Below are 22,844 nucleotides of genomic sequence, written 5' to 3' on the forward strand. Positions count from 1 at the left end.
GTGATGGAGTCGATAAACTGCTTGTAAGGCTGATGAATGATCGCCAAGCGGGCGCGGAATATACGGCACCCCAGGGGGTTCCGCTCGCCCGGAGGCGGGTCGCGCGGGGCCCACTTATGGTGAGCGAAAGGGCGCCGTCCCGGTCCGCTGCGGGCGCCCCGGGAGGCGATCGATGCTGGCCAAGCTGTGCACGCGGTCCGCGGTGCGGCGCTGTGCGGGTGTTGGAGTCCTCGCCCTGGCGCTGCTCGGCTCCGCGCTGCCCGTGCCCGCGGCCGCGGCGGTCACCTCCGCACCGGCCGGCCCCGACCTGTCCCGGTTCTACCGGCAGAAGGTGGCCTGGGGCGCCTGCGCGGGACCGGGCACGCCGAGGGAACTCCAGTGCGGCAAGGTGACGGTCCCGCTCGACTACGCCCGCCCCGCCGCCGGCACCCTCGACCTCGCGCTGGCCCGCTTCCGCGGCACCGGCGGGTCGCAGCAGTCGGTGCTGCTGAACTTCGGCGGCCCCGGCGGCGCGGGCGTCAGCGAACTGGCGTACGGCGCGGCACAGTTCATGGGGCTGGCCAACGGCTACGACGTGGTCACCTTCGACCCGCGCGGCGTCGGCCGCTCCTCCCCCGTCAGCTGCGGCGACGGCGGCGACCAGGCCGCGGCCGTCACCGGCGCGGACGCCGACCTCGGCCATCCCCAGGCGCTGTTGCGGCAGTTGAAGCGGAGCGCCGACGCGTGCGCGCGCAACTCCGGTGACGTGCTGCCGTACGTGGGAACCGTGAACGCGGCCCGGGACCTGGACGTGATCCGCCAGGCCCTCGGCGACGAGAAGCTCAACTACCTCGGCTTCTCCTACGGGACGCGGCTCGGGGCGGTGTACGCGGCGCAGTTCCCGCACCGCGTCGGCCGGATGGCGCTGGACGGCGTGGACACCCTGACCGAGTCGCTCGCGGAGCAGGGGATCGCGGGCGCGCGGGGTCAGCAGACCGCGCTGGACGACTTCCTGGACTGGTGTGTGACGGGGGCCGGCTGCCCGTTCGGGCGGGACCGGAGCACGGCCGGTGAGGCGGTGGTGGGGCTGGTGCGCGCACTGGACCGGCGGCCGGTCACGACGGAGGGCGGCGATCCGTTCTCCGGGCAGGACCTGGTGGCCGCCCTCGTGCAGGCCCTCTACAGCAGGGACTTGTGGCCGTCGCTGGAACGGGCGCTGGGCCGGCTCGCACAGGACGGAGATCCGCGGGGCGTCATGGGCTTCGCCGCCGGGGGCGCCGGGCCGACCCGCGCCCGGCGGGCTGCCGGGCACAACGGCCTGGTGGATCCCCAGGACATCCCGGCCGACAACCTCCAGGCCGCCCTGCTGGCCATCAACTGCGCGGACGACCCGGACCGGCCCTCCGCCGCCCGGATCGCCGAGGACCTGGGGCGGCTGCGAGCCGCGTACGACCAGGCCTCCCCGGTCTTCGGCCGCTACCGGCTCACCCAGGTGCTGATGTGCTACGGCCGCCCCAGGGGCACCGATTTCATCCGCACCCGGGTGAAGGACGTCGACACCGCGCGGATGCTGCTCGTGGGCACCCGCGGCGACCCGGCGACGCCGTACCCCTGGGCGGTGCAGACCGCGGAGCGGCTCGGCCCGTCGGCGGTCGTGCTCGACAACAGGGGCGACGGGCACACCGGGTACGGCTCCTCCGCGTGTGTGCACCGCCTGGTGGACGAGTTCCTGCTCAACGGTTCCCTGCCCGCGAACGGCAGCTCCTGCCCGGCGGACGGGAAGGAGTGGAGCGCCATCCCGAACCGCGTCGACTGAACCCGGCCCCATCGACTGACGTAGCCACCGGCCGCCACCAGGCGTCCGTGACCGCGACGGAGGGACACCATCATGCGCATCCGCGCCGCCATCGCCGTACCCGCAGCCTCGGCCGCCGTAGCGGCCCTGCTGCTGACCGCGCCGCCCGGACAGGCGGTGCCCGGGGCCCCACCGGCGGCCCCGTGCGTCCAGGGCGAGCTGAGGGTGCGGGCGACCACCGTGCCGAACCGGCCCACGGTGGTGCGGGTCAGCGTCACCAATGTCAGCGGGCGGGCCTGTGCCATCGCCCGGGTGCCGTTGGTGACCTTCGGCGGCCTGGACGGGGCGGCGCTGCCGGTGCCGGAGAACGCCACGGGCCGGCTGCGGCTCACGCCGGGTGCGAGCGCGCATGCCGATGTGCGCACCATCGTCCGTCCGTCGGACCCGCAGGCCCGCCGGGCGGCGTCGGTCACCGTCGGCGACTGGGCGGGCCGCTGGGGCCGGGTCTTCTCCCCCACCCGGCTCGGCGCCGGGACCCAGGTGTCGGTGTGGGAGCCGGTGACGACGTGGTGGCAGCCCTCCGCGGCGGCCGCGGACCGGGCGCTGGGACTGCGCGCGGGCGCCCGGCCGACCCCGACCCCGAACCCGACATCGACACCGACACCGACCAGGCAGAGCCCGAGCCCGACCACACCGACCCCGGCCGCGCCGACAAGCCCCACCCCGGCCGCTTCGGCCACTCCGGCCGCTCCGAGCCCTGTCGGCCCGGCCCCGACGAGCCCGAGCCCGGCCGGAGCGACCCGGTCGCCGGGCTGAGCGCTCAGCCGAGGACGAGTTCGGGCGAGTACAGGTCCAGCCACTGCGCGAGGTCCAGGGTGCGTTCCAGGCCGCGCCGGGCCGCCTGCCCGCTGACCGGGGCCTCGCGTTCGGCGGCCTGCCGCACCCGGTCCCGGTCCACCAGGTCGAAGACGCGGTGCGAGGGCCGGGCGAGCAGGTCCTTGGCCTGTTCCTGGAGGGCGGTGGCGTACCGCGGATCCTGCGTGGACGGGTAGGGGCTCTTGACCCGGTCGTACACGGACCGCGGCAGGACGTCCCTGGCGGCCTCGCGCAGCAGGCTCTTCTCCCGGCCGTCGAAGGACTTCAGGGCCCAGGGGGTGTTGTAGACGTACTCGACCAGGCGGTGGTCGCAGAACGGCACCCGCACCTCCAGGCCGGTGGCCATGCTCATCCGGTCCTTGCGGTCGAGCAGGATGCGCACGAACCGCGTCAGGTGCAGATGGCAGATCTGCCGCATCCGGTACTCGAAGTCGCTTTCGCCCGCGAGGCGTTCGATGCCCGCGACGGCCGTGCGGTAGCTGTCGGCGATGTACCTGTCCAGGTCGAGGTGCTTCACCAGGTCGGGGCGCAGGACGTCGCTGTCGTCGCCGAAGTGGCGGCCGAAGCTCACCAGCCAGGGGAAGGTGTCGGCGCCGCGTGCCTCCTCGTCGAAGAACTGGAGGTAGCCGCCGAAGACCTCGTCGGCCGACTCGCCGGACAGGGCCACCGTCGACTTCTCCCGGACGGCGCGGAAGAGCAGCAGCAGCGAGGCGTCCATGTCGCCGAAGCCGGTCGGCAGGTCGCGGGCGCGGATGACGTTCTCGCGCACGGTGGGGTCGGCGAGGGACCGGGCGTCGAGCACGATGTCCTGGTGGTCGGTGCCGGCGAGCCGGGCGACGTCGTACACGAAGGGCGTGTCGGGGGTGCCGCGCAGCTCGTCGGCGACGAAGTTCTCGGCCTGGCCGACGAAGTCGACGGCGAAGGAGCGCACCGTCTCGTCCTGCTCGGCGAGTTGGCGGGCGGCGATCGCGGTCATGGCGGAGGAGTCGAGGCCGCCGGAGAGCAGGGTGCAGCGGGGCACGTCCGCGACGAGCTGGCGGCGCACGATGTCGTCGAGGAGGGCGCGCACGGTGGCGATGGTGGTGTCGCGATCGTCCTCGTGCGGGCGGGTCCGAAGGCACCAGTAGGCGCGGGTGGACAGGCCGGTGCGGTCGACGGTGACGACGGTGCCGGGCTCGACCTCGCGCATGCCGTCCCAGACGGCATGTCCGGGGGTCTTGATCATCACGAGCAGTTCGCGCAGGCCGTCGAGGGTCACGCGGGAGCGGGCCAGCGGGTTGGCGAGGATCGCCTTGGGCTCGGAGCCGAACAGGACGCCGTCGGGCGTGCGGTAGTAGTAGAACGGCTTGACGCCCATGCGGTCGCGGATCATCACGAGCTTGTCGTGGCGGCCGTCCCAGACGGCGAACGCGTACATGCCGTTGAGGCGTTCGGCGACCGCGTCGCCCCACTCGACGTAGGCGTGCAGGACCACCTCGGTGTCGGAGTCGGTGGTGAACCGGTGGCCGCGGCCGGCCAGTTCGCGGCGCAGCTCGGTGAAGTTGTACGCCTCTCCGGAGTAGACCAGCGCGACGGTGCCCTCGGGGGTGTCGAGGGACATCGGCTGACGGCCGCCGGGCAGGTCGATGATGGCCAGCCTGCGGTGTCCCAGGGCGGCCGGCCCCTCGGCCCAGGTGCCGCGGTCGTCCGGGCCGCGGCAGGCCATCGTCTCGGTCATCGCATGCAATGTGGTGGCCTCGGCGGTCAGGTCACGGTCGTAGGAGACCCATCCGGTGATGCCGCACATGCGCTACCTCCTGCCTTCGGCCGACCGCCGCTCCCCGCTCCCACCTGCGCCTTCGCGAGGGGCGCGGACCGGCCGGCGAATCAGTTGTATCGAGCACCTATATGACGAGCGTCCGTCAGCGCCCGGTGCCGGTCAACGCGGCCGTAACACGGCCGCGACCGGCCGCCCGATGGTTTCGGCCGCGTTTTGCCTTCGCGACATGCGGGAACCACGACGCCGGCGCGCCCGAGGCGCCGGGAACCGGCCACGGGCAAAAACTTCCCCAAGCGGTGTTCGCCGTACGGCTTCGCGGTCGATATCTCCCCGCGCCGCCCCGGTGGGGCCATCGGGACGGCGCCGAGGGATGCCGCCGCGCGGCCATACGTCCTGGATACCCCGAATGCCGTACTTGTGAATCAGCCCTATGGTGCTGTCATGGAGCACGCACTGAGTCCCGCAACCCTTGCCGAACTGCGGCGTCCGCGGCCCTATCCGGCGGTGTCCGTGCTGACCCCGACGCACCGCCGCGGATCGGGCAGCGACCAGGATCCCGTCCGGCTGCGCAATGTGCTGGCCGAGGCCAGGAAGCGTCTGGAGGCCGACCCGGCCGTGACCCGTGAGCGCCGGGCGGACGTCGACGCCCAACTCGACCGGGCGCTGGCCGAGGTGGATCTCGCCCATGCCGAGGACGGCCTGGTGATCTTCGCGGCGCCCGGCGAGCACCAGGTCTGGTCGCTGACCCGCAGCGTCCCCGAGCGCGTGGTGCTCGCGGACACCTTCCTCACCCGCAACCTGGTCGCCGCACAGGCGGCCGAGCGGCCCTTCTGGGTGCTGTCGGTCTCGGCCGACCGGATCACCCTGTGGAGCGGCGGCGCCGACCGGGTGGTGGAGGACCACGCCGGGGGCTTCCCGCTGATCCGCAGCCGGGAGAACTTCGACGCCGAGCGGCAGATGCAGGTCGGTGATTCCCCGAGCACCTTCCGCGACGAGGGCACCCGCCACTTCCTGCGCGAGGCGGACACCGCGATGGCCGCGGTCCTGCGCGACCAGCCCCGCCCGCTGTACGTCACCGGCGAACAGGCCGCGCTCTCCCTCATGGACGAGGCCGGCAGTGTGACCAGGGGCGCGGTGCACGTGGGGCGCGGCGGGCTCGCGAACGCCGGTCCCGAGGCGGTGTGGCAGGCGATCAAGCCGATGCTGGAGGCGGAGGCGTCGAAGGACACCAGCTCCGTGGTCGAGGAACTGACCTCCGCGCGCGGCCGCAAGACCTTCGCGGCGGGCCTGGACGAGCTGTGGCAGAGCGCTCGCGACGGCCGGGTGCGGCTGCTCGCCGTGGAGGAGGGCTTCCAGGCGGTCGTCCGCGCGGACGGCGACCACCTGGTGCCGGCCGAGCCCGGCGATCTGGACGCCCGCAACGACATCGTGGACGAGATCGTGGAGCAGTGCCTGGAGACCGGCGCCGACGTCCGCTTCGTGCCCGACGGCACGCTGGGCGAGAAGGACGGGATCGCGGGGGTGCTGCGGTTCTGACCCGCCCCCCCGAGGCCCGGGTGCGCGCTCCCCCGCCGACGTACGCTACGCGTGATCGTCGACGTGAGGGAGCGCGCGCATGGGTGAGCTGCTGGGTGTGGCGGTGCTGGGGGCCGGGAGCATGGGGGCGGACCACATACGGCGCCTCGCCCGGGTGGTCGGCGGCGCCCGGGTCGCGGCCGTCGCCGACCCCGACGTCGAACGGGCCAAGGCCGCCGCCGCAGGCCTCGTCGGTGTCACCGTGCACACCGACCCCGAAGCCGCCCTCGACGCGCCCGGCGTGGACGCCGTACTGATCGCCTCCCCCGGGCCCGCGCACGAGGCCGCGCTGCTCGCCGCGTTCGCGCGCCGCCTCCCGGTGCTGTGCGAGAAGCCGATGGTGCCGGACCCCGCCGGGGCGCTGCGCGTCATGGAGGCCGAGGCACGGCTCGGCCGGCGGCTGGCGCAGATCGGGTTCATGCGCCGGTACGACGCCGAGTACCTGCGGCTGAAGGCGCTGCTGGACGGCGGCAGCCTGGGCAGGCCGCTGATGCTGCACTGCGTCCACCGCAACGTCTCCTCGCCGCCCGGCTTTTCCAGCGCCCAGCTGATCAACAGTTCGGTCTCGCACGAGATCGACGCGGCCCGCTGGCTGCTGGGCGAGGAGCTGACGGCGGTGACGGTGCGGCGCCCGGTGTCCTCCGCGGGTGCGCCCGAGGGGCTGATCGATCCGCAGTTCGTGCTGTTCGAGACCGAGCGGGGCGCGCTGGTGGACGCCGAGGTGTTCGTCAACTGCGGCTTCGGCTACCAGGTGCGCTGCGAGGCGGTGTGCGAGGCGGGCAGCGCGCGCCTCGGTGAGGAGGACTCCGTGGTGGTCACCCGCGCGGGCGGCGCCGGCCGGGAGGTGCCGCAGGACTACCTCGTCCGCTTCGCCGACGCCTATGACCGCGAGGTACGGGACTGGGTGGACGCCACCCGGGCGGGCCGGGTGACCGGGCCCGGTGTCTGGGACGGCTACGCCGCCTCGGTCGTCGCCGAGGCGGGGGTCCGGGCGCTGGAGAGCGGCGGCCGGGTGGCCGTCGAACTCGCCCCTCGCCCGGACCTGTACGCCGGGATCAGCCGCTGACGCTGGCGGCGCCCGTCTCCAGGTGCCCGGTGAACCGGCGCGACCAGGTCGCGTCGGAGTCCACGGTCACCGTGAAGTCGTACCAGCCGTTCTGGTAGGCGACGGCGTTGAAGTAGTCCTCCGTGGCGGCGCCGGCGGCGACGGTGTAGGTCCAGGGGCCGTCGCCGCGGTAGTTGTTGGAGGTGATGGTGAACTTCACTGCGGAGGAACCGGAGTTGGCCATCCTGAAGTAGATGGCGAGTTTGCCGGTGCCCGGCTCGACCGCGTAACGGGTGCTCACCTCTGCGGACTTGCCCGCCTTGGTGGCGTCCCCCTGGAAGCGGCGCAGGAAGCGGTTGGGGCCGACCATCGTCAGGTCGTACTTGCCGTCGCCGAAGCCGGAGCCGATGTTGAAGTAGTCGGAGGCGGTGCCGCCCGCGTCCACCGTGTACTGCCAGGGCGTGGTGTCCCGGTAGGCGTTGGGGTGGATGGAGAAGTGGGCCGCGCGGGAGGCGGGGGCGCCCTGGTTGGTCATGACGAACCAGGCGAGGATCTTGCCGCCCGAGCCGAACTCCAGGTGGTCCAGGTAGCCTCCGGGCTGGTACGGCAGCGCGCGGGCCGGGCGGGTGCCGGGCTCCTGCGCGGGCAACGCGTTGTCCGTCGGCACCGGATTGGGCAGCGGGGCGCAGGTGTTGATGCCGATCACGGTGGTCGCGGGCAGGGAGACCGGGCCGCCGACCGGGTTGGCGAAGTCGAACACGCCGGTGAGATCACCGCTCACCTTGCGCCGCCAGTCGCTGATGTTGGGGCACTTCGCGGGCGTGCCGAGGGCGGCCGTCCAGGTCTCCAGGAAGCGCAGCACCGAGGTGTGCTCGAAGACCTCCGAAGAGACCCAGCCACCGCGGGTCCAGGGCGAGATGACGATCATCGGGACGCGGAAGCCGAAACCGTAGGGCACCCCGTTGAGGAACTCGCCGGCCGTGCCGGAGGGCGGGCTCGGCGGGGGCACGTGGTCGAAGTAGCCGTCGTTCTCGTCGTAGTTGAGGAACATGACGGTGGAGTTGAAGACGTCCTCGTCGGCGGCGAGGGCCTGGTAGACCAGGTTGACGAAGTGGGCGCCGTCCCCGGGCGGGGCGTAGGGGTGCTCGGAGAAGGCCTGGTTGGCCACGACCCAGGAGACCTGCGGGAGGGTGCCCGCCTGCACGTCGGCCCTGATGGCGGCGGCGATGTCGTCCGGGGTGGAGCCGGTCACCTTCGGCACCGAGGACATGCCCCGGTCGTACAGCGGGTCGCCCGCCTTGGCGTTGGCGAACGTGGTGAAGTAGGCGCAGGCGTTGTCGCCGTAGTTGTCGGAGGCGTTCTGGTAGACCTTCCAGCTCACGCCGGCGGCCTGGAGCGACTCGGCGTAGGTCTGCCAGGTGAGGCCGGACTCGTCGCCGCCGTCGTTGCTGGAGGAGTCGACCTTGCCGCTCCACAGGTAGGTGCGGTTGGGGCCGGTGGCGCTGAGCGTGGAGCAGAAGTAGGCGTCGCAGATGGTGTAGTTGTCGGCGAGCGCGTAGTGGAAGGGGATGTCGGAGCGGTCCAGGTAGCCGAGGGAGCGGACGTTGCCGACGCCCAGGACCCAGTTGTCCATGCGGCCCTTGTTCCAGGCGGAGTGCTGCGAGGACCAGGAGTGCGGCAGGTCGCCGTTGCACTGCGCGAGGGTCTCGCCGTCCTTGCCCGACGCCGGCGGGGTGGAGCTGAGCTTCCAGGGGTACTGGCGCGTCAGCAGGTTCGGCTGATTGAAGACGGAGTAGTTGCCGCTGAGGGTGATGCCGCTGCGGTCGTCGAAGCCGCGCACGCCCTTCAGACGGCCGAAGTAGTGGTCGAAGCTGCGGTTCTCCTGCATCAGGATCACCACGTGCTTGACGTCCTTGATCGTGCCCGTCGCCGTGGTGGCGGCCTCGGCGGCGGTGCGGGTGCCGGCGCCAAGGGCCACTCCCGCCGCCACGGAAGCGCCCAGCCCCACGAATCCCCTTCGGCTGATCGGTGTCATTCGTCCGTCCTCGGTCACGGGAGTGCCCCTGCGGCACACCGCGGGCCAGGGTGCCCGCATTGATCGTCGGGGTCCATACCCGTGCGGTGAGGCGGAGATGAACAATGTTCAAAAATGGCCAAGGCGTTCCCGGACAACTCCGGGCGGACGCCTCACACCCCTCCGAACAGCGCGTTCAGCCCGCGCTCCACCACCGTCGCCATGTCCTCTTGGCCGGCCGCCACCACCTCGTAGCTGCGCACCAGGAAGCGGCGCAGGGTGGAGGTGGGGAACTGGAGCAGGGCGAGGCCGAAGGGCGAATGGAACTCCACCACGGTCCGGGTGCGGCCGTACGGCCAGATCTGGACGTCGCCGTGTCCGGCGGGGGTGCGCAGGCCCTGGTCCAGCAGGGACCGCGCGAAGGTCCAGCTGACGTCCTCGCCCTCCAGTGCCGCCTCGGCCGGGAAGTCCACGAAGACGGCGAGCGGGTCGCCCGTCGTGTAGCGCAGGGTGGCCGTGAGCGGGATCTCCCGGTCCTCGGCGGTCACGAGCCGGGCGAGGGCGGGCAGTTCGATGGTGGTCTCCATGCCTTTATGGAGTCCCGAGAGGCCCTTCGCATGCCGTCAAATCCGGTCAGAGTTCGATGGGGTACAGGCCGGTCCCGAACGGCGGGGAACGCAGGAGTGTCGAACGGGCGCTTGAACCACCCCGCCCAGGGGTCTCGACGCAGGACCCGGGTGTCTGCCACCTCCCGTAGATTTTCTACGACTTGATCGCCGAATCGGGCATGTCGTGGGCGTCCGGGATCACCCCGGGGAGACTCTGGCATATGCCGGAAGCACCACCGTATCGTGTGTTGCCAAATGCCTTACAGGGCGTCCCGTGCTGTGCCACAGTCGTTATGGTCCCCCGTCCCGCCTGGCCCTGCCGTCCCCCTCGTTCGGAGTGCGAAATGCCGTCCCCAGTCTCCGCGGACCACTCAGCCGCCCAGCCGCCCGGCCGTGACCCGGTCGAGGCGCTGATCACGCAGGCACGGCGGCTCAAGGGCGACGTGGACGCGGTACGACGGGACGTCCGCCATGACGACACGGACCCCGGGGAACGCTGGCAGCGCGCTCTGTACGACCTGGCGCTGCATCAACTGGACGATCTGGACGCCCACTTGGCTCAATTGAGGGACGGGCCCGAGCCCCTGCCCGCCGCTCCCGCCGAAGCGGCGGAGCCCGCGGGAGCGCTCACCGTGTGCCCGCCACCGGCCGGCGCCCCGCGCGGCTCGCTGCTCAGCCGGGTGGGCACCGCGGAGTGGGATCTGCTGACGGACGGGGCGGCCTGGTCCGAGGAGCTGTACCGGATCCTCGGCCGCGACCCGGCCCTGCCCGCCCTCACCCTGGACGAACTGCCCGCCCTGGTCGTGGAGGAGGACCGCCCGAAGCTGACCGCGATGGTCACGGACTGCCTGATCGACGGCAGGCCGATCGACGGCGAGTTCCGGGTGCGCCGCCCCGACGGCCCGGTGCGGACCGTGCACATGATGGGCGAGCCCGTGCTCGGCATCGACGGCGGCACCGTCTCGATGTGGGCCGTGCTGCGCGACGTCAGCGCGCTGCGCCACAGCCAGCGGACGCTGCACGAGACCCGCGACTCGCTCCAGCGGCACCAGCAGCGGGAGCAGACCGAGCACCGGGTCGCCACCGAGCTCCAGGAGGCCGTGCTGCCGCCCTGGCGCGGCTCCCTGCGTCCCCCGCACCAGGGCCCGCGGACCCTGGACCTCGCCGCGCACCGGCTGCCCGCGGACGGCGGGACGCCGATCGGCGGGGACTGGTACGACGCCCTGGAGCTGGCCGACGGCGAGACGCTGCTCAGCGTCGGCGACCTCACCGGGCACGGGGTGGCCGTCGCCTCGGGCATGGCGACCCTGCTCGGCGCCGTGCGCGGCATGGCGATGGCCGGCACCCAGCCCGGCCAACTCCTGTCCCTGCTCAACCAGTTACTCGACGCCACCGTGCAGCCCGCCCTCGGCAGCGCCGTCTGCTGCCGCTACCGGGCCGCCACCCGGACCCTGGTGTGGGGCCAGGCGGGACACCCCGCCCCGCTGCTGTACCGCGACGGGACGGGGTGCGTGCTCGACGCCCCCGAGGGGGTGCTGCTCGGCGCCACCTCGGGCGCCGTCTACGGACAGGCCGAGGTGAGCCTCGCACCCGGCGACCTGCTCCTGCTGCACACCGAGGGCCTGGTGCCCGCACACAGCGGAGCGGCGGCCGTGGACCGGCTGCTCGGCCTCGCCCCACGGTTCGGCGACGCCCGGGACGCGCGGGACTGCGTGCGGGTGCTCGTGGAGGAGTTCGGCGGGGCCGGACGGGTGGACGACGCGTGTGTGCTCGTCGCCAGGGTCACCGCGTGAGCCGACGCCCCCGTGCGAGCGTGGGCACCCTGTGAGCCGGCTGGTACGAGTCGACGTGTACGAGCCGTACTGTATGACCGGGCCCGTATGAGAGAACGCGGCGCGCGGCCCCCTACGCCCGCGCGCTGTTCCCGCCCTTGCTCCTCGGCTTGGGCAGAGCGAGCCTGATCTCCTCCCGCAGTTCATGGATCTTCGGGTAACCGGCGTACTCCGCGGTGAGCCGGTACATCTCGCGCAGCCGGTCCCAGGTGCGCCGGGAGGAGTTCGCGCCCATCGACATCAGGGCGAGCCGCGCGTAGCGGTCGGCCTGTTCGGGGTCGTCGGCGATGAAGCAGGCCGAGGCCATGGAGAGATGGTCGAAGATCTTCGAGCGCTCCCGGCCGTCGACGCGCAGCGCCAGGGCCTTCTGCGCGAAGTGCTGGGCGTGCACGGCCGCGTCCGGGTCGAACTCCGCCAGCGTGCGGTAGGCCAGGGCCTGCATGCCGTACAGGTCCTCGGCCTTGAAGGTCTGCATCCAGTCCAGGGGCGCGCCGTCGCCCCGGTCGGCGACGAACAGGTCCTCCGCCTGCCCCAGCGTGCGGCGCATCGCCTGGCCCTTGCCCATCGACGCCTGCGCCCAGGCCTCGATGGTGTGGAACATCGCCTTCGTGCGCGGCTGGAGGCGGTCGCCGCCGCCGGACTGGGCGAGCTTCATCAGGTCCAGCGCGTCGTCGGGCCGGCCCAGGTGGACCATCTGGCGGGCCGCCCGGGACAGCGCCTCGCCCGCGCGCGGCCGGTCACCGCCCTCCCGGGCGGCGTGCGCCGCGATGACGAAGTACTTCTGCGCCGTGGGCTCCAGACCGATGTCGTGCGACATCCAGCCCGCGAGGACGGCCAGGTTGGCGGCGACGCCCCACAGGCGCCGCTGGAGGTGGGGAGGATGACGGTAGGCGAGCATGCCGCCCACCTCGTTGAGCTGGCCCACCACCGCCTTGCGCTGGAGGCCGCCGCCACGCGCCGCGTCCCAGGCACGGAACACCTCGACGGAGCGCTCCAGCTCCGCGACCTCCTCCGAGCCGATGGGGGCGGCCTCGTAGCGGTCGAAACCTGCGGGGTCGGGGTGCAGGGGGTCGGCGAGCTCGGGGCCGTCGGCCCTGAGCACCGGGTCGGTCTGCAGCCAGTCGTGCATGGCGCTGCTGAGTGTGGATCCCGCGGCGAGCGCGGCACCCGCGCCCACCAAGCCGCGTCGGTTGAGCATGAGGTCCATTCCCGTGAATTCGGTGAGGACCGCGGCGGTCCGCTCGGGCGCCCACGGCACTCCGTCGGGATGTTCCTCGTTCCCGTCGCCCTGCCGTTTCCCTGCCCGCCCGTGGCGCACCAGACCGAGGTCCTCGATGGTCACGACACGGCCGAGACGCTCGGTGAACAGTGCCGCCAGCACCCGTGGCACGGGATCGCGCGGGATCTCTCCCATGTCGATCCACCGCCGGACCCGGGAGGTGTCGGTCGCCAGCTGGGGGTGGCCCATGGCCGCCGCCTGCCTGTTGACCAGTCTCGCGAGTTCACCCTTCGACCAGCCGGCCAGGCCGAACAGGTCGCTCAGGCGGGTGTTGGGTTGTCCGCTCACGTCAAGCCCCCAGGTTCTCGGCTGAGTTGACAGTAGCCGGGTGCAGGTTGCCGGGCGACTATTCGCCAGGGTTCGCCAGGGTGCGCCAGATGGTGTGCCACGGGGCATCGGGTGTCAGGTAGGAATGCGCCACCCCGACCCGGTCCCCCCGGGGGCATTCCCCAGGGTGCGACCGGGGGCCGGGCCGGGTTGACGCCAGGACTTCACAGGCAGGCACCGCAGGCAACGAAGGGATCTGTATCTCCCATGTACGCGGCATCGTCCTCCGTGTCCGCCCCGCTTCGGCCGTTGCGCCCCCGCCCGGCGGGCGGCGGACCGTATCTCGACCCGGCGGTGCGTCCGGGCGGCCCCGTGCTGGGCGCGCCCCGGCCCCGGCGGATCCCGGGGCAGCCCGGCGTCCCACCGCTCAGCGGGAGACTCGACTTGTCCGGCCCCCAGGGCGCCCCGCTGCGTAGCGCGATCGCCGCGGTGCAGCGGATCTGCCCGGAGTTCGCGCCGGTCCAGGTGCTACGGCGCAGCGCGCGGTCCGTGCTCTTCGTGGGCACCACCGGGCGCAGCACGGCCGTCGCCAAGTGCCTGCTGGACCACGCGCCGGCGCGGGCCGAACGAAGCCGCCACGAAATAGCCGTATACCGCTCGTTCGTCCGGCACCGGCCCCCGGTCCGTGTGCCCCGGCTGATCGCGGCGGATCCGGACAACTGCATCCTGGTGATCGAGCGGATGCCCGGCCGGGTGGCGGCACTTCAGCGGCATCCGATGGAGGCGCCGCCGCGCGCGGACATCCGCGCGGCGCTCGGCGCGGTCTGCCGGGTGAACGCCTGGCGGCCCCCCGCCGGTCTGTTCGACATGCCACTGGACTATGTCGGACAACTGTCCCGCTACCACGAGTCGGGATTGCTCACCGACCGGGACCTCGGCGACCTCCAGAAGCTGCTGCACGGCATCGCGCAGGAGGTGGGCCGGGGCGCCATGCTCCAGTTCTGCCACGGCGACGCCCTGCTGTCGAACATCCTGCTGTCTCCGGCGGGTCCGGTCCTGGTGGACTGGGAACACGCGGGCTGGTACCTGCCGGGCCATGACCTGGCCACGCTGTGGCTGGTGCTCGGCCAGGCCCCGGCGGCCCGGCGGCAGATCAGCCAGATCGCCCAGTCGGCGGGCCCGGCCTCCCGGGACGCCTTCCTGGTGAACCTGATGCTGCTGCTGACCCGCGAGATCCGGCGGTACGAGACGGCCGTACAGCGTTCGATGCAGGACCCGGTCCCGGCGGTACCCGGCCCGGCCCACCCGGGCGCCGTGCCATCCGGCGAGGAGCAGCGGCTGCTGCTGCGGCGGCTGCACGACGACTGTCAGATGGCCCGCAAGGCGGTGCGTGCGGCGGTCGGCACGCGCTGACGAGGACGACGGCCCGCGGTGCGCCAGGAGTGGGGGCGCGCCGCGGGCTTTCGCGTGTCCGGGGGCGACCGCCCGGCGGAATCGTTTCGGCCGGGCGTCCGCGACCATGTGGCGCCCGTACGGCCGTGACCACCCGCCGGAACCCATTGGTCTACTCCACTGACGCCCCGCAGGCCCGGCCACCGTCGTCGCGAAACTCGCCGAAACCCTTCGTGACGTGGGAAATCCCCATGGGGACTGCATCATTGACGGATCGTCGGCCAGCCGATACCACTGACCCAGCTCGGCGCCGCACGCCCCGCCACGCCCGCCCGTCACAGGAGGCCGCATTGCGAGGTTCCGCCCCCGATTCCCCGTCCACACCCGGCCACAGACATCTGAAGCGGGCCGCCGTGCCGCTCGCCGCGGCCGCCCTGCTGCTGCCGCTGTTCGGCGCCGCGCCCGCCCAGAGCGCGCCGGACTCCTCCCCGGACCGGCTGCAGTCGGCGTTCGCCTCCGCGTCCGCCGAGTACCACGTGCCGCAGAGCGTGCTGCTGGCCGTCTCCTACCTCCAGTCCCGCTGGGACTACCACGGCGGCGCGCCCAGTGTCTCCGGCGGCTACGGCCCGATGCACCTCACGGACGCCCGGACGGCGATCGCCGCCACGGAGCACTTCGCCGACGGCGCCGAGGACGCCCGCGGCGACAGCTCCCGCCCGGCCCCGCGCCCCGAGGCCCGGGTGCCGGCCGACTCGGCGGTCCCGGCCCGGCTGGAGACCCTCCCCCGGGCCGCGGAACTGACCGGCATCCCGGCGGCGAGGCTGCGCACCGACCCGGCGGCGAACATCTCCGGCGGAGCCGCCCTGCTGGCCGCCGCGCAGAAGCAGTCGGGCGAGCCGCTCAGCGCCGACCCGGCCGCCTGGTACGGCGCGGTGGCCCGCTTCTCCGGCGCCGACGACACGGCGACCGCGGCGTCGTACGCGAACGACGTGTACGACGTGCTGCGCTCGGGTGAGCGGCGTACCACGGACGCCGGGCAGCAGGTCGCCCTCGCCGCCGAGCCCGGACTCGCCCCGGACACCGGGCAGCTGGCGGACACCGGTCTGCGCACCGTCACGGACGACGGCGCGGAGTGCCCGAAGTCGGTGTCCTGCGAGTGGCTCCCGGCCGCGTACGCGGAGTTCGGCGAGGGCGACTACGGCAACCACGACCTCGCCGACCGGCCGGCGTCGGGGCAGATCAAGTACATCGTCATCCATGACACCGAGGGCGCCTGGGACGGGGTCCTGAACCTGATCCAGGACCCGACCTACGTGTCCTGGAACTACACCATCCGCTCCACCGACGGACTGATCGCCCAGCACGTCAAGGCGAAGGACGTGGCCTGGCACGCGGGCAACTGGGACGTCAACGCCCGCTCGATCGGCATCGAGCACGAGGGTTTCCTCGCCGACCCGGACGCCTGGTTCACGGAGGCGATGTACCGGTCCTCGGCACGGCTGGTGAAGTACCTGTCCACGAAGTACGGCATCCCACTGGACCGGCAGCACATCCTCGGTCATGACAACGTGCCGGGCCCGACCGCGTCCACCGTCCCGGGCATGCACACCGACCCGGGCCCGTACTGGGACTGGGCGCACTACTTCCAGCTGCTCGGCCACCCGTTCAGGAGGACCGCGGGCAAGCAGGGCGGCCTGGTGACGATCCGGCCGGAGTACGCCGCCAACCAGCCGGCCTACACGGGCTGCACCACGGCGGGCGAGCCCTGCGCGGCGCACGCCTCCAGCGAGGTGCGGCTGTACGCGGACCACGATGTCACCGCGCCGCTGATCAAGGACGTCGGGCTGGGCAAGGCGCCGACCATCGACGTCAACGACGTGTCCTCGCGGGTCTCCACCGGCCAGCAGTACGCGGTCGCCGATCACTGGGGCGACTGGACGGCCATCTGGTACCTGGGGCAGAAGGCCTGGTTCCAGAACCCGCCCGAGCAGCCGACGGCGGTCTCCGCCAAGGGGCTGGTGATCACCCCGAAGGAAGGTCTGACCAGCATCCCGGTGTACGGCCGCGCGTACCCGGAGAAGTCGGCCTACCCGGCGGGGGTGCCCGCGCAGTCGGTGGTGCCGCTGCCGTACACCATCCCGGCCGGGCAGAAGTACGTGGTCGGTGACGAGATGCCGGGCGAGTACTACTACGCGGTGACCTTCACACCCGACTCGCACCAGGTCGTGCGGGGCGACGACCTGTACTACGAGATCCAGTACGGCCACCGGGTCGCGTTCGTCCGTGCGGCGGACGTGACCGTGGAGAGCTCGGCCGGCTAGCCGCGGCCGAAGCCCTCAGCCCTGCTGGAAAAGCTCCGCCGGGAGCGGCTTCAGCAGGGCGTACAGGTCGTCGGTGATGGGCCGGTCCCAGGCGGCGATGGTCACGAGGACGCCGTCGCTGCGGTCGAACTGCACGCAGGAGATCCGGCTCTCGGAGAGCTTCAGACGGCGCACGATCAGGAGGTTGTCGCCCTGGAGGACGGGGGTGTCCTCGGTGCCGACGACGGTGACCTCCTCGTCGTTCTCCAGCGCCAGCAGCAGCTGGCCCACCTCGAAGGGGATCTCCTCCTCCGCCACCTCGCGGGCCGGGGAGCCCTGCGGCAGATTGCCGATGATCATCGCGGGGCCGCGGCCGCCGAAGAGGTCGTAGCGCAGGAAGACACCCTGGCAGGTGCCGTCGGGCGCGGGCAGCAGACCCGCGCCGAGATTGCCCGGCCAGTCGCCCGGGTCCATGGCCAGCACGTCGAAGTCGGGCCCGGCGGGAGTGGCACTGCGGCGGCGGAGGAACGACATGCCGCCATGGTACGTGCCCGGCCAGGGGTGGGTGACCTGCGGGCACCCGGTGGGGGAACGGCGCGGGAGCCTGGCGCACGCCCGGCGCGCGGGGCCCGGGAGCGCCCCGCTCCCCCGGCGGCCGCCCGGTGGTCCGTGGACGGGGAGAAGCTCTTGAGCGCCCGGTACAAGAGGCGGGGCGAGCCCCGCGGACGCGGGCGGTGACGCGGCGTGGGACAGTCCCTTCCCGGCGGGAGGGGTCAGGCCCGCCCGGCGCGAAGGTCCGGGAGTGGCCCGCGGCGGCAGGCCCGGCGGGGAAGGCCCGACAGGGTGTGCGGGGCCGGGCTCTGCGGGGACGGGGCGCGCGGTGAGGCCGCGCCTGTCCGACGGGCGCGTGGCCGGGTGCCCGTCGCGGGAGGCCGGCGACGCGCCCCGCACGGTGTACGGGGCGAACGCGCGCACCGGGACACCGGCGCGGTCCCGGACCGGCGGACCGCACGGCCCGCTCGGCGGGTGCGAGCGGGCGGGCCGGTCGCCTCCCCGCAGAAGCCCGCACCGGCAGCTCACTCCTCCGCCGGGCTCGGCGGCAGCACCGCGACCGGGCTCGCCGCATGCAGCAGGACGGCCTGGGTCACGGAGCCCATCATGCGGGCCGGGGCCAGGAGGTGGCGGCGGTGGCGCCCCACGACGACCAGTTCGGCGTCGCGGGAGGCGGCCACGAGGTTGCCGGCCGCGTCGCCCGGCAGGGCCTCGGCGTCGGCCCGGACGCTCGGGTGGCGCTCGCGGTGCGGGGCGAGGAAACCCTCGGCGAGGGTCCGGGTCTCGTTCGCGATGGCCTCCTCGTCGGGCATGGGCGGCACCAGCTGGCCCGGCGCCGACCAGGTCTGCAGGGGCCACGGGTAGGCGGCGATCGCCTGGACGCGGGCACCGCGCAGGCCCGCCTCCGTGAAGGCGAAGGCGAGGGTGGCCTCGTCGGGGCTGTCGACGTTCAGTCCGACGACCACCCGGGGCCCGGGTTCGGCCGGTCCGTCCCCGTGCACCTCACGACCGGGCGGGGGTACGACGACCACCGGGCACTCCGCGTCCCGCGCGGCGGCGAGACTGTTGGAGCCGAGCAGCAGGCTGGCGAAGCCGCCGCGGCCCCGGGAGCCGAGCACCATCAGCTGGGCGTCGACGCCGAGTTCGGGCAGCACCGCGCCGGGCGCACCCTCCAGCGCCAGGTACTCCAGGGTCTCGGGCGCGTGGTCCGCGAGCCGGGTGCGCACCTCGTCGAGGACGGGGTCGACCTCGGCCTCGGGCGGCCCGGCCACCAGGACGTCGGCCTGCCCCCAGGCGGCGTACTGGCGCACATGGACCACCCGCAGCGGTGCCGCCCGGCGGCGGGCGGCGTCCGCGGCCCACTCCATCGCGCGCAGGCTGTCCTCGGAACCGTCCACCGCGGCGATGACCGGCGCAGCGCTCATGCTTCCTCACCTCCGGAACACGACCTTCTCCCTTGCTGGGGCCAGCCTCGCTCAGGCGACGGCCCCCGCGGGACGCTGTAGGTCGCGTGTCCGGAAATCGGCGCGCAACACCCCCGGTTCAGGTCAGGCGGGGTCCACGATTTCTTCTGGAGGGAGACCGCGTCCCCGCCCGATGCCGCCACCGCGGGTGTGCGGCGGCTGGATGTCCGGGAGGAGAAGGAGGCGACCTTTCTGTTCGATCGCCTCTTCCCGGACTCCTACGCGCAGCCGGGGGGTTCGGGTGTGCGACGGTGGGCCGGCGTCATCGGTGACGTGGACGGTGCGACAGGGCCGGTGGCGGTGGCGGCCGACGCATGGTCCACGGCCGGGTGCGGCTTCATGGCAGGGGTCGTCACCCACCCTGCCGCCCGCGGACGCGGTCTGGCGCGGTCGGTGTGCGGCTTCGTCGTGGACGCCCTCGTCCGCCGCCACGGACGTGCCGCGCTCATGGTGCACGACGGCGACATCCCGGCCGTCACCACGTACGAACGCCTCGGCATGACCAAACGTCTGCTCGGGACAGCTCACCTTCCGGCACCCGTGTGGAATCTCAACTAACCGCTGCCACGCGGTAGTTCTTCCGCCTGGGCACGTTCTTTCGGTCGTTCCCGGTGGTGTGGCGGCGGATAGCCGTTGGCCTGTCCTGAGCGATCTCCTCCTCGCGGTGGGCCTACTGCGTCGAGGGTTCTTTCGTCAGGTCCTCGCCCGGCGGATGGCTCGCTGGGCACCCCCCGGTTGATCGGGTTCATGAGCGATCCTCCGCCTGTTCGCGATGATGGGTGCGGGAGAGACGAGCGAGGCCGCCTTCCGCGTCGGGGCGCCCACGGCTAGGGTCTGGGCGCGGCGAGTGACCTACGAGGAGCGAAGACATGGTCGGTTTTCCGAGCGCGCGTTGACGTTGTAGGCCGTGACCAGGCCTGTCATCGCGTGCTGCCCTTGATGTTGCGGCACAGCGAGCCTTCCCCTGCCCGAACTGCCGGTGCACCTGTCGTGCACCGGGTGCCGGGCCTCGTTGTCGGCAACCCAGAGGATCCCCGTGGCGTCCGCTTCTTCCGCTGTGTCCGATTCCGATCGGCCTCGTCCGTCGAGCCTGTGGCGAGACGCCGACTTCCGCAGTCTCTGGATGGGGCAGGCAGCCTCCCAACTCGGTGAACACGCGAGTCTCGTGGTCCTGCCGCTCTTCGCCGTCCCGAGGGTCCGGAGCACCGCATCCCCGGTCATCCGCCCCCGGCCCTTCGTGACCGGCGCCAACCTCACGCCGACAGAACCGAGGACGGCCGCGTACAGCACGCAGCCCGACCGCCACCCCTGCGGGTGAAGGTCGGGCCGAGGTTGATGACGCATGCCTCCCGGGGTGGTTCGCTCGGGGCCGACTGGCCTCCGAATGGCTCTTGTCGCCGGGAAGTGGCCTCGTTCACGGGGAACCTACGGCTCGTCCCTCAGGTGAGGTCGAACTCCCCTTCCCGCGCGCCGGAGACGAAGGCGCCCCACTCCGCGGGGGTGAAGATCAGGGAGGGGCTCTCCGGGCGGTCGCTGTTGCGCATCGCGATGAAGCCTTCGACGAAGGCGATCTGGACATCGCCCATGCCTCGGCTGCTGGACCGCCACTCGGCCCTGCTGAGGTCCAGGTCCGGCTTGTCCCAGCCCGCGAGCGGCTTTCGCTGGGTGGTGCTCTCGGCCACGTCCGTGCTCCTCCCGGTTTCGTCGTCCGCGGGTCAGCCTAGCGACCGCTCCCGGTGCCCAACAGCCCACGTGGGAGAGACGTTCAGTGCTCCGATGGTTCGGCGCCGACCAGCCACATCGCGAAGACCTGCGACCCGCCGCCGTACGCGTGCCCGAGCACCTTCCCGGCCCTCTCCACCTGGCGTTCTCCCGCCTGTCCGCGCACCTGGAGGGCGGCCTCGGCGAAGCGGAGCATGCCGGAGGCGCCGATGGGGTTGGTGGACAGCACCCCGCCCGACATGTTGACCGGCAGGTCACCGTCGAGCGCGGTGACGCCGGACTCGGTGAGCTTCCAGCCCTCGCCCTCCGCGGCGAAGCCGAGGTTCTCCACCCACCGGCCACCGCCTCCCCTCGGCCGCCCCCTCCGGACACGCTCCTCCGCCCTCTCCCGCGGAAAATCGCCGCAGCCCTCTTGTCGGAAAGCCCCCTGGCCTGAATTACTGGCCCCGAACAGTTCGACCGAATGATCGGTCGTCCGGAATGTGCGGTAAGGAGACGTGTCGATGGCGGATGCGCGGGAGCTGCTGGACGCGGGGGAGCGGCTCGGGGCCGAGGAGCTGCGGGTGCTTCAGCTGGAGCGGCTGCGTGCCTCGCTGCGGCACGCCTATGAGCACGTGCCGTTCTACCGGGAGTCGTTCGACAAGGCGGGGTTGCGCCCGGAGGACTGCCGTTCGCTGGAGGATCTCGCCCGTTTCCCGTTCACCACCAAGGCGGACCTGCGGGAGAACTACCCGTTCGGGATGTTCGCGGTGCCGAGGGAGCGGATCCGCCGGCTGCACGCCTCCAGCGGCACCACCGGCCGCCCGACGGTGGTCGGCTACACGGAGAACGATCTGTCGATGTGGGCCGACATGGTCGCGCGGTCCATCCGGGCCGCGGGCGGGCGCCCCGGTGACGTGGTGCACGTGGCGTACGGGTACGGCCTGTTCACCGGCGGCCTCGGCGCCCACTACGGCGCCGAGCGCCTCGGCTGCACGGTCGTCCCGGCGTCCGGCGGCATGACCGCGCGTCAGGTGCAGCTGATCCAGGATCTGGAACCGGCCGTGATCATGGTGACGCCCTCCTACATGCTGACGCTGCTGGACGAGTTCGAGCGGCAGGGCGTGGACCCGCGGACGACCTCGTTGCGGGTGGGGATCTTCGGGGCGGAGCCGTGGACGGAGCAGATGCGGCGGGAGATCGAGGAGCGGTTCGCGCTCGACGCCGTCGACATCTACGGCCTGTCCGAGGTGGTCGGCCCCGGTGTGGCGCAGGAGTGCGTGGAGACCAAGGACGGGCTGACCGTGTGGGAGGACCACTTCTACCCGGAGGTGATCGACCCCATCACCGGTGAGGTGCTGCCGGAGGGCGAGCGGGGCGAGTTGGTGTTCACCTCGCTGACCAAGGAGGCCATGCCGATCGTCCGGTACCGGACCCGGGACCTGACGCGGTTGCTGCCCGGCACGGCCCGGGTGTTCCGGCGGATGGAGAAGATCTCCGGGCGCAGCGACGACCTGGTGATCCTGCGCGGGGTGAACCTGTTCCCCACGCAGATCGAGGAGATCGTGCTGCGCACGCCGGGCGTGGCCCCGCACTTCCAGCTGCGCCTGACCCGTGAGGGCCGTATGGACTCGCTGACGGTCCGCGCCGAGGCCCGCCCGGACGCCACGCCCGAGGCGCGGGACGCGGCGGCCCGTTCCATCGTGACGGCGGTGAAGAACGGCATCGGGGTGTCGGTGGACGTGGAGATCGTGGAGCCGGAGTCGCTGGAGCGCTCGGTCGGCAAGATCCGGCGGATCGTGGACCTGCGGCCGCGCGACCCCGCGCAGGGGTGAGACACGGGTCACACGCGTGACCGTGTCACAGGGGACCGGGCTGCCTCGTCTCGGGGACGGAGAGCAGCAGAACGATCCCCTGGAGGACACGATGGACGCACGCCTCGACTACGCCACCAGCCCGGTCGCCGGCAAGGCCCTGAAGTACGTGGCCTCGGCGGGCAGGGAGCTCAAGGGGTCTCCCCTGCCCGCCGCCACGCAGGAGCTGGTGGCACTGCGTATCAGCCAGATCAACGGCTGCGCCTCCTGCATCGACATGCACACCAAGGACGCCGCCCTGGCCGGTGAGTCCGCGGTGCGGCTGAACCTGGTCGCGGCCTGGCGGGAGGCGACGGTCTTCACCGAGGCCGAGCGGGCCGCGCTGGCGCTGGCCGAGGAGGGCACCCGGATCGCGGATGCGGCGGCGGGGGTCGGCGACGACACGTGGGCGAACGCCGCCGAGCACTATGACGAGGACCAGCTCGCCGCCCTGCTGCTCCTCGTCTCCTTCATGAACATGGTGAACCGGCTGAACGTCATCGCCCGGCGCCCGGCGGGCGACTACGTCCCCGGCTCGTTCCACTAGGGTCCGG

The 22,844-nt window shown here is 72.6% G+C and carries 17 protein-coding genes and 2 pseudogenes; 11 read left to right on the forward strand and 8 right to left on the reverse strand.

All coding sequences use genetic code 11. The features are described from left to right. Positions 1 to 172 precede the first annotated feature (172 nt). The gene (locus tag ACWDD7_RS10895) at positions 173 to 1,795 is read left to right on the forward strand and encodes an alpha/beta hydrolase (RefSeq protein WP_450457117.1); all 1,623 of its coding nucleotides are present in this window, start codon (positions 173 to 175) and stop codon (positions 1,793 to 1,795) included. A gap of 72 nt (positions 1,796 to 1,867) precedes the next feature. After that, positions 1,868 to 2,590, forward strand: a complete 723-nt coding sequence (locus ACWDD7_RS10900) for a DUF4232 domain-containing protein (RefSeq protein ID WP_450457118.1) — start codon at positions 1,868 to 1,870, stop codon at positions 2,588 to 2,590. Positions 2,591 to 2,594: 4 nt separating this feature from the next. Here ACWDD7_RS10900 and asnB read toward each other — a convergent pair whose 3' ends face one another. After that, complete coding sequence (gene asnB / locus ACWDD7_RS10905) at positions 2,595 to 4,436, reverse strand: asparagine synthase (glutamine-hydrolyzing) (RefSeq protein ID WP_450457119.1); 1,842 nt, start codon at positions 4,434 to 4,436, stop codon at positions 2,595 to 2,597. A 414-nt stretch (positions 4,437 to 4,850) separates the two neighbouring features. On the opposite strand from asnB, the gene ACWDD7_RS10910 reads away from it, so the two are divergent. Both ACWDD7_RS10910 and ACWDD7_RS10915 read left to right on the forward strand, forming a co-directional pair. Next, entirely contained in the window at positions 4,851 to 5,945 is a 1,095-nt protein-coding gene (locus ACWDD7_RS10910) for a baeRF3 domain-containing protein (RefSeq protein ID WP_450457120.1), read from the forward strand. 79 nt (positions 5,946 to 6,024) lie between these two features. After that, positions 6,025 to 7,050: a Gfo/Idh/MocA family protein gene (locus tag ACWDD7_RS10915; RefSeq protein WP_450457122.1), complete on the forward strand. Its 1,026-nt coding sequence runs from the start codon at positions 6,025 to 6,027 to the stop codon at positions 7,048 to 7,050. Here ACWDD7_RS10915 and ACWDD7_RS10920 read toward each other — a convergent pair. Beyond that, positions 7,040 to 9,064, reverse strand: a complete 2,025-nt coding sequence (locus ACWDD7_RS10920) for a phosphocholine-specific phospholipase C (protein WP_450457123.1) — start codon at positions 9,062 to 9,064, stop codon at positions 7,040 to 7,042. The two genes, ACWDD7_RS10915 and ACWDD7_RS10920, sit on opposite strands and share 11 nt — an antisense overlap. A gap of 152 nt (positions 9,065 to 9,216) precedes the next feature. After that, a complete protein-coding gene (locus ACWDD7_RS10925; RefSeq protein WP_351865999.1) occupies positions 9,217 to 9,630 on the reverse strand; it encodes an SsgA family sporulation/cell division regulator in 414 nt (137 codons plus the stop codon). A gap of 365 nt (positions 9,631 to 9,995) precedes the next feature. Between ACWDD7_RS10925 and ACWDD7_RS10930 the strand changes: the two genes are divergently transcribed. After that, positions 9,996 to 11,444, forward strand: a complete 1,449-nt coding sequence (locus ACWDD7_RS10930) for a PP2C family protein-serine/threonine phosphatase (protein WP_450457124.1) — start codon at positions 9,996 to 9,998, stop codon at positions 11,442 to 11,444. Positions 11,445 to 11,556: 112 nt separating this feature from the next. Here the strand turns inward: ACWDD7_RS10930 and ACWDD7_RS10935 are convergent, their stop codons facing one another. Further along, positions 11,557 to 13,050, reverse strand: a complete 1,494-nt coding sequence (locus ACWDD7_RS10935; RefSeq protein ID WP_450457125.1) for a DNA-binding protein NsdB — start codon at positions 13,048 to 13,050, stop codon at positions 11,557 to 11,559. A gap of 246 nt (positions 13,051 to 13,296) precedes the next feature. Here ACWDD7_RS10935 and ACWDD7_RS10940 point away from each other — a divergent pair, with 246 nt between their 5' ends. Then, positions 13,297 to 14,442: an aminoglycoside phosphotransferase family protein gene (locus ACWDD7_RS10940; RefSeq protein ID WP_450457126.1), complete on the forward strand. Its 1,146-nt coding sequence runs from the start codon at positions 13,297 to 13,299 to the stop codon at positions 14,440 to 14,442. A gap of 329 nt (positions 14,443 to 14,771) precedes the next feature. After that, a complete protein-coding gene (locus ACWDD7_RS10945; protein ID WP_450457127.1) occupies positions 14,772 to 16,742 on the forward strand; it encodes an N-acetylmuramoyl-L-alanine amidase in 1,971 nt (656 codons plus the stop codon). Between the two features lie 15 nt (positions 16,743 to 16,757). Here the strand turns inward: ACWDD7_RS10945 and ACWDD7_RS10950 are convergent, their stop codons facing one another. Both ACWDD7_RS10950 and ACWDD7_RS10955 read right to left on the reverse strand, forming a co-directional pair. Beyond that, entirely contained in the window at positions 16,758 to 17,255 is a 498-nt protein-coding gene (locus ACWDD7_RS10950) for a glycosyltransferase family protein (protein WP_111583711.1), read from the reverse strand. A 542-nt stretch (positions 17,256 to 17,797) separates the two neighbouring features. Beyond that, positions 17,798 to 18,697: a universal stress protein gene (locus ACWDD7_RS10955; protein WP_450457128.1), complete on the reverse strand. Its 900-nt coding sequence runs from the start codon at positions 18,695 to 18,697 to the stop codon at positions 17,798 to 17,800. Positions 18,698 to 19,009: 312 nt separating this feature from the next. Here ACWDD7_RS10955 and ACWDD7_RS10960 point away from each other — a divergent pair, with 312 nt between their 5' ends. Further along, on the forward strand, positions 19,010 to 19,294 hold the full coding sequence (locus ACWDD7_RS10960) for a GNAT family N-acetyltransferase (RefSeq protein WP_450457129.1): 285 nt from the start codon (positions 19,010 to 19,012) through the stop codon (positions 19,292 to 19,294). A gap of 478 nt (positions 19,295 to 19,772) precedes the next feature. After that, positions 19,773 to 19,925 (forward strand): annotated as a pseudogene (locus ACWDD7_RS10965) (MFS transporter); the annotation flags it as partial. Between the two features lie 250 nt (positions 19,926 to 20,175). Here ACWDD7_RS10965 and ACWDD7_RS10970 read toward each other — a convergent pair. Further along, the gene (locus ACWDD7_RS10970; RefSeq protein ID WP_351865982.1) at positions 20,176 to 20,418 is read right to left on the reverse strand and encodes a DUF397 domain-containing protein; all 243 of its coding nucleotides are present in this window, start codon (positions 20,416 to 20,418) and stop codon (positions 20,176 to 20,178) included. A gap of 83 nt (positions 20,419 to 20,501) precedes the next feature. Next, positions 20,502 to 20,792, reverse strand: a pseudogene (locus ACWDD7_RS10975) (thiolase C-terminal domain-containing protein); the annotation flags it as partial. Positions 20,793 to 20,961: 169 nt separating this feature from the next. Between ACWDD7_RS10975 and paaK the strand changes: the two are divergent. Then, the gene (gene paaK / locus ACWDD7_RS10980; RefSeq protein ID WP_351865979.1) at positions 20,962 to 22,272 is read left to right on the forward strand and encodes a phenylacetate--CoA ligase PaaK; all 1,311 of its coding nucleotides are present in this window, start codon (positions 20,962 to 20,964) and stop codon (positions 22,270 to 22,272) included. 91 nt (positions 22,273 to 22,363) lie between these two features. Then, positions 22,364 to 22,837 (forward strand): carboxymuconolactone decarboxylase family protein, encoded by a 474-nt coding sequence (locus tag ACWDD7_RS10985; protein WP_351865976.1) that lies wholly within the window; start codon positions 22,364 to 22,366, stop codon positions 22,835 to 22,837. The last annotated feature ends 7 nt before the right edge of the window (positions 22,838 to 22,844 follow it).

This window comes from Streptomyces sp. NPDC001056, from assembly GCF_053598955.1.

Coding starts and splice junctions, on each gene's coding strand:
- ACWDD7_RS10895 (WP_450457117.1), top strand. CDS start 173: ATGCTGGCCAAGCTGTGCACGCGGTCCGCGGTGCGGCGCTGTGCGGGT.
- ACWDD7_RS10915 (WP_450457122.1), top strand. CDS start 6,025: ATGGGTGAGCTGCTGGGTGTGGCGGTGCTGGGGGCCGGGAGCATGGGG.
- ACWDD7_RS10925 (WP_351865999.1), bottom strand. CDS start 9,630: ATGGAGACCACCATCGAACTGCCCGCCCTCGCCCGGCTCGTGACCGCC.
- ACWDD7_RS10930 (WP_450457124.1), top strand. CDS start 9,996: ATGCCGTCCCCAGTCTCCGCGGACCACTCAGCCGCCCAGCCGCCCGGC.
- asnB (WP_450457119.1), bottom strand. CDS start 4,436: ATGTGCGGCATCACCGGATGGGTCTCCTACGACCGTGACCTGACCGCC.
- ACWDD7_RS10920 (WP_450457123.1), bottom strand. CDS start 9,064: ATGACACCGATCAGCCGAAGGGGATTCGTGGGGCTGGGCGCTTCCGTG.
- paaK (WP_351865979.1), top strand. CDS start 20,962: ATGGCGGATGCGCGGGAGCTGCTGGACGCGGGGGAGCGGCTCGGGGCC.
- ACWDD7_RS10955 (WP_450457128.1), bottom strand. CDS start 18,697: ATGAGCGCTGCGCCGGTCATCGCCGCGGTGGACGGTTCCGAGGACAGC.
- ACWDD7_RS10950 (WP_111583711.1), bottom strand. CDS start 17,255: ATGTCGTTCCTCCGCCGCCGCAGTGCCACTCCCGCCGGGCCCGACTTC.
- ACWDD7_RS10900 (WP_450457118.1), top strand. CDS start 1,868: ATGCGCATCCGCGCCGCCATCGCCGTACCCGCAGCCTCGGCCGCCGTA.
- ACWDD7_RS10940 (WP_450457126.1), top strand. CDS start 13,297: ATGTACGCGGCATCGTCCTCCGTGTCCGCCCCGCTTCGGCCGTTGCGC.
- ACWDD7_RS10910 (WP_450457120.1), top strand. CDS start 4,851: ATGGAGCACGCACTGAGTCCCGCAACCCTTGCCGAACTGCGGCGTCCG.
- ACWDD7_RS10985 (WP_351865976.1), top strand. CDS start 22,364: ATGGACGCACGCCTCGACTACGCCACCAGCCCGGTCGCCGGCAAGGCC.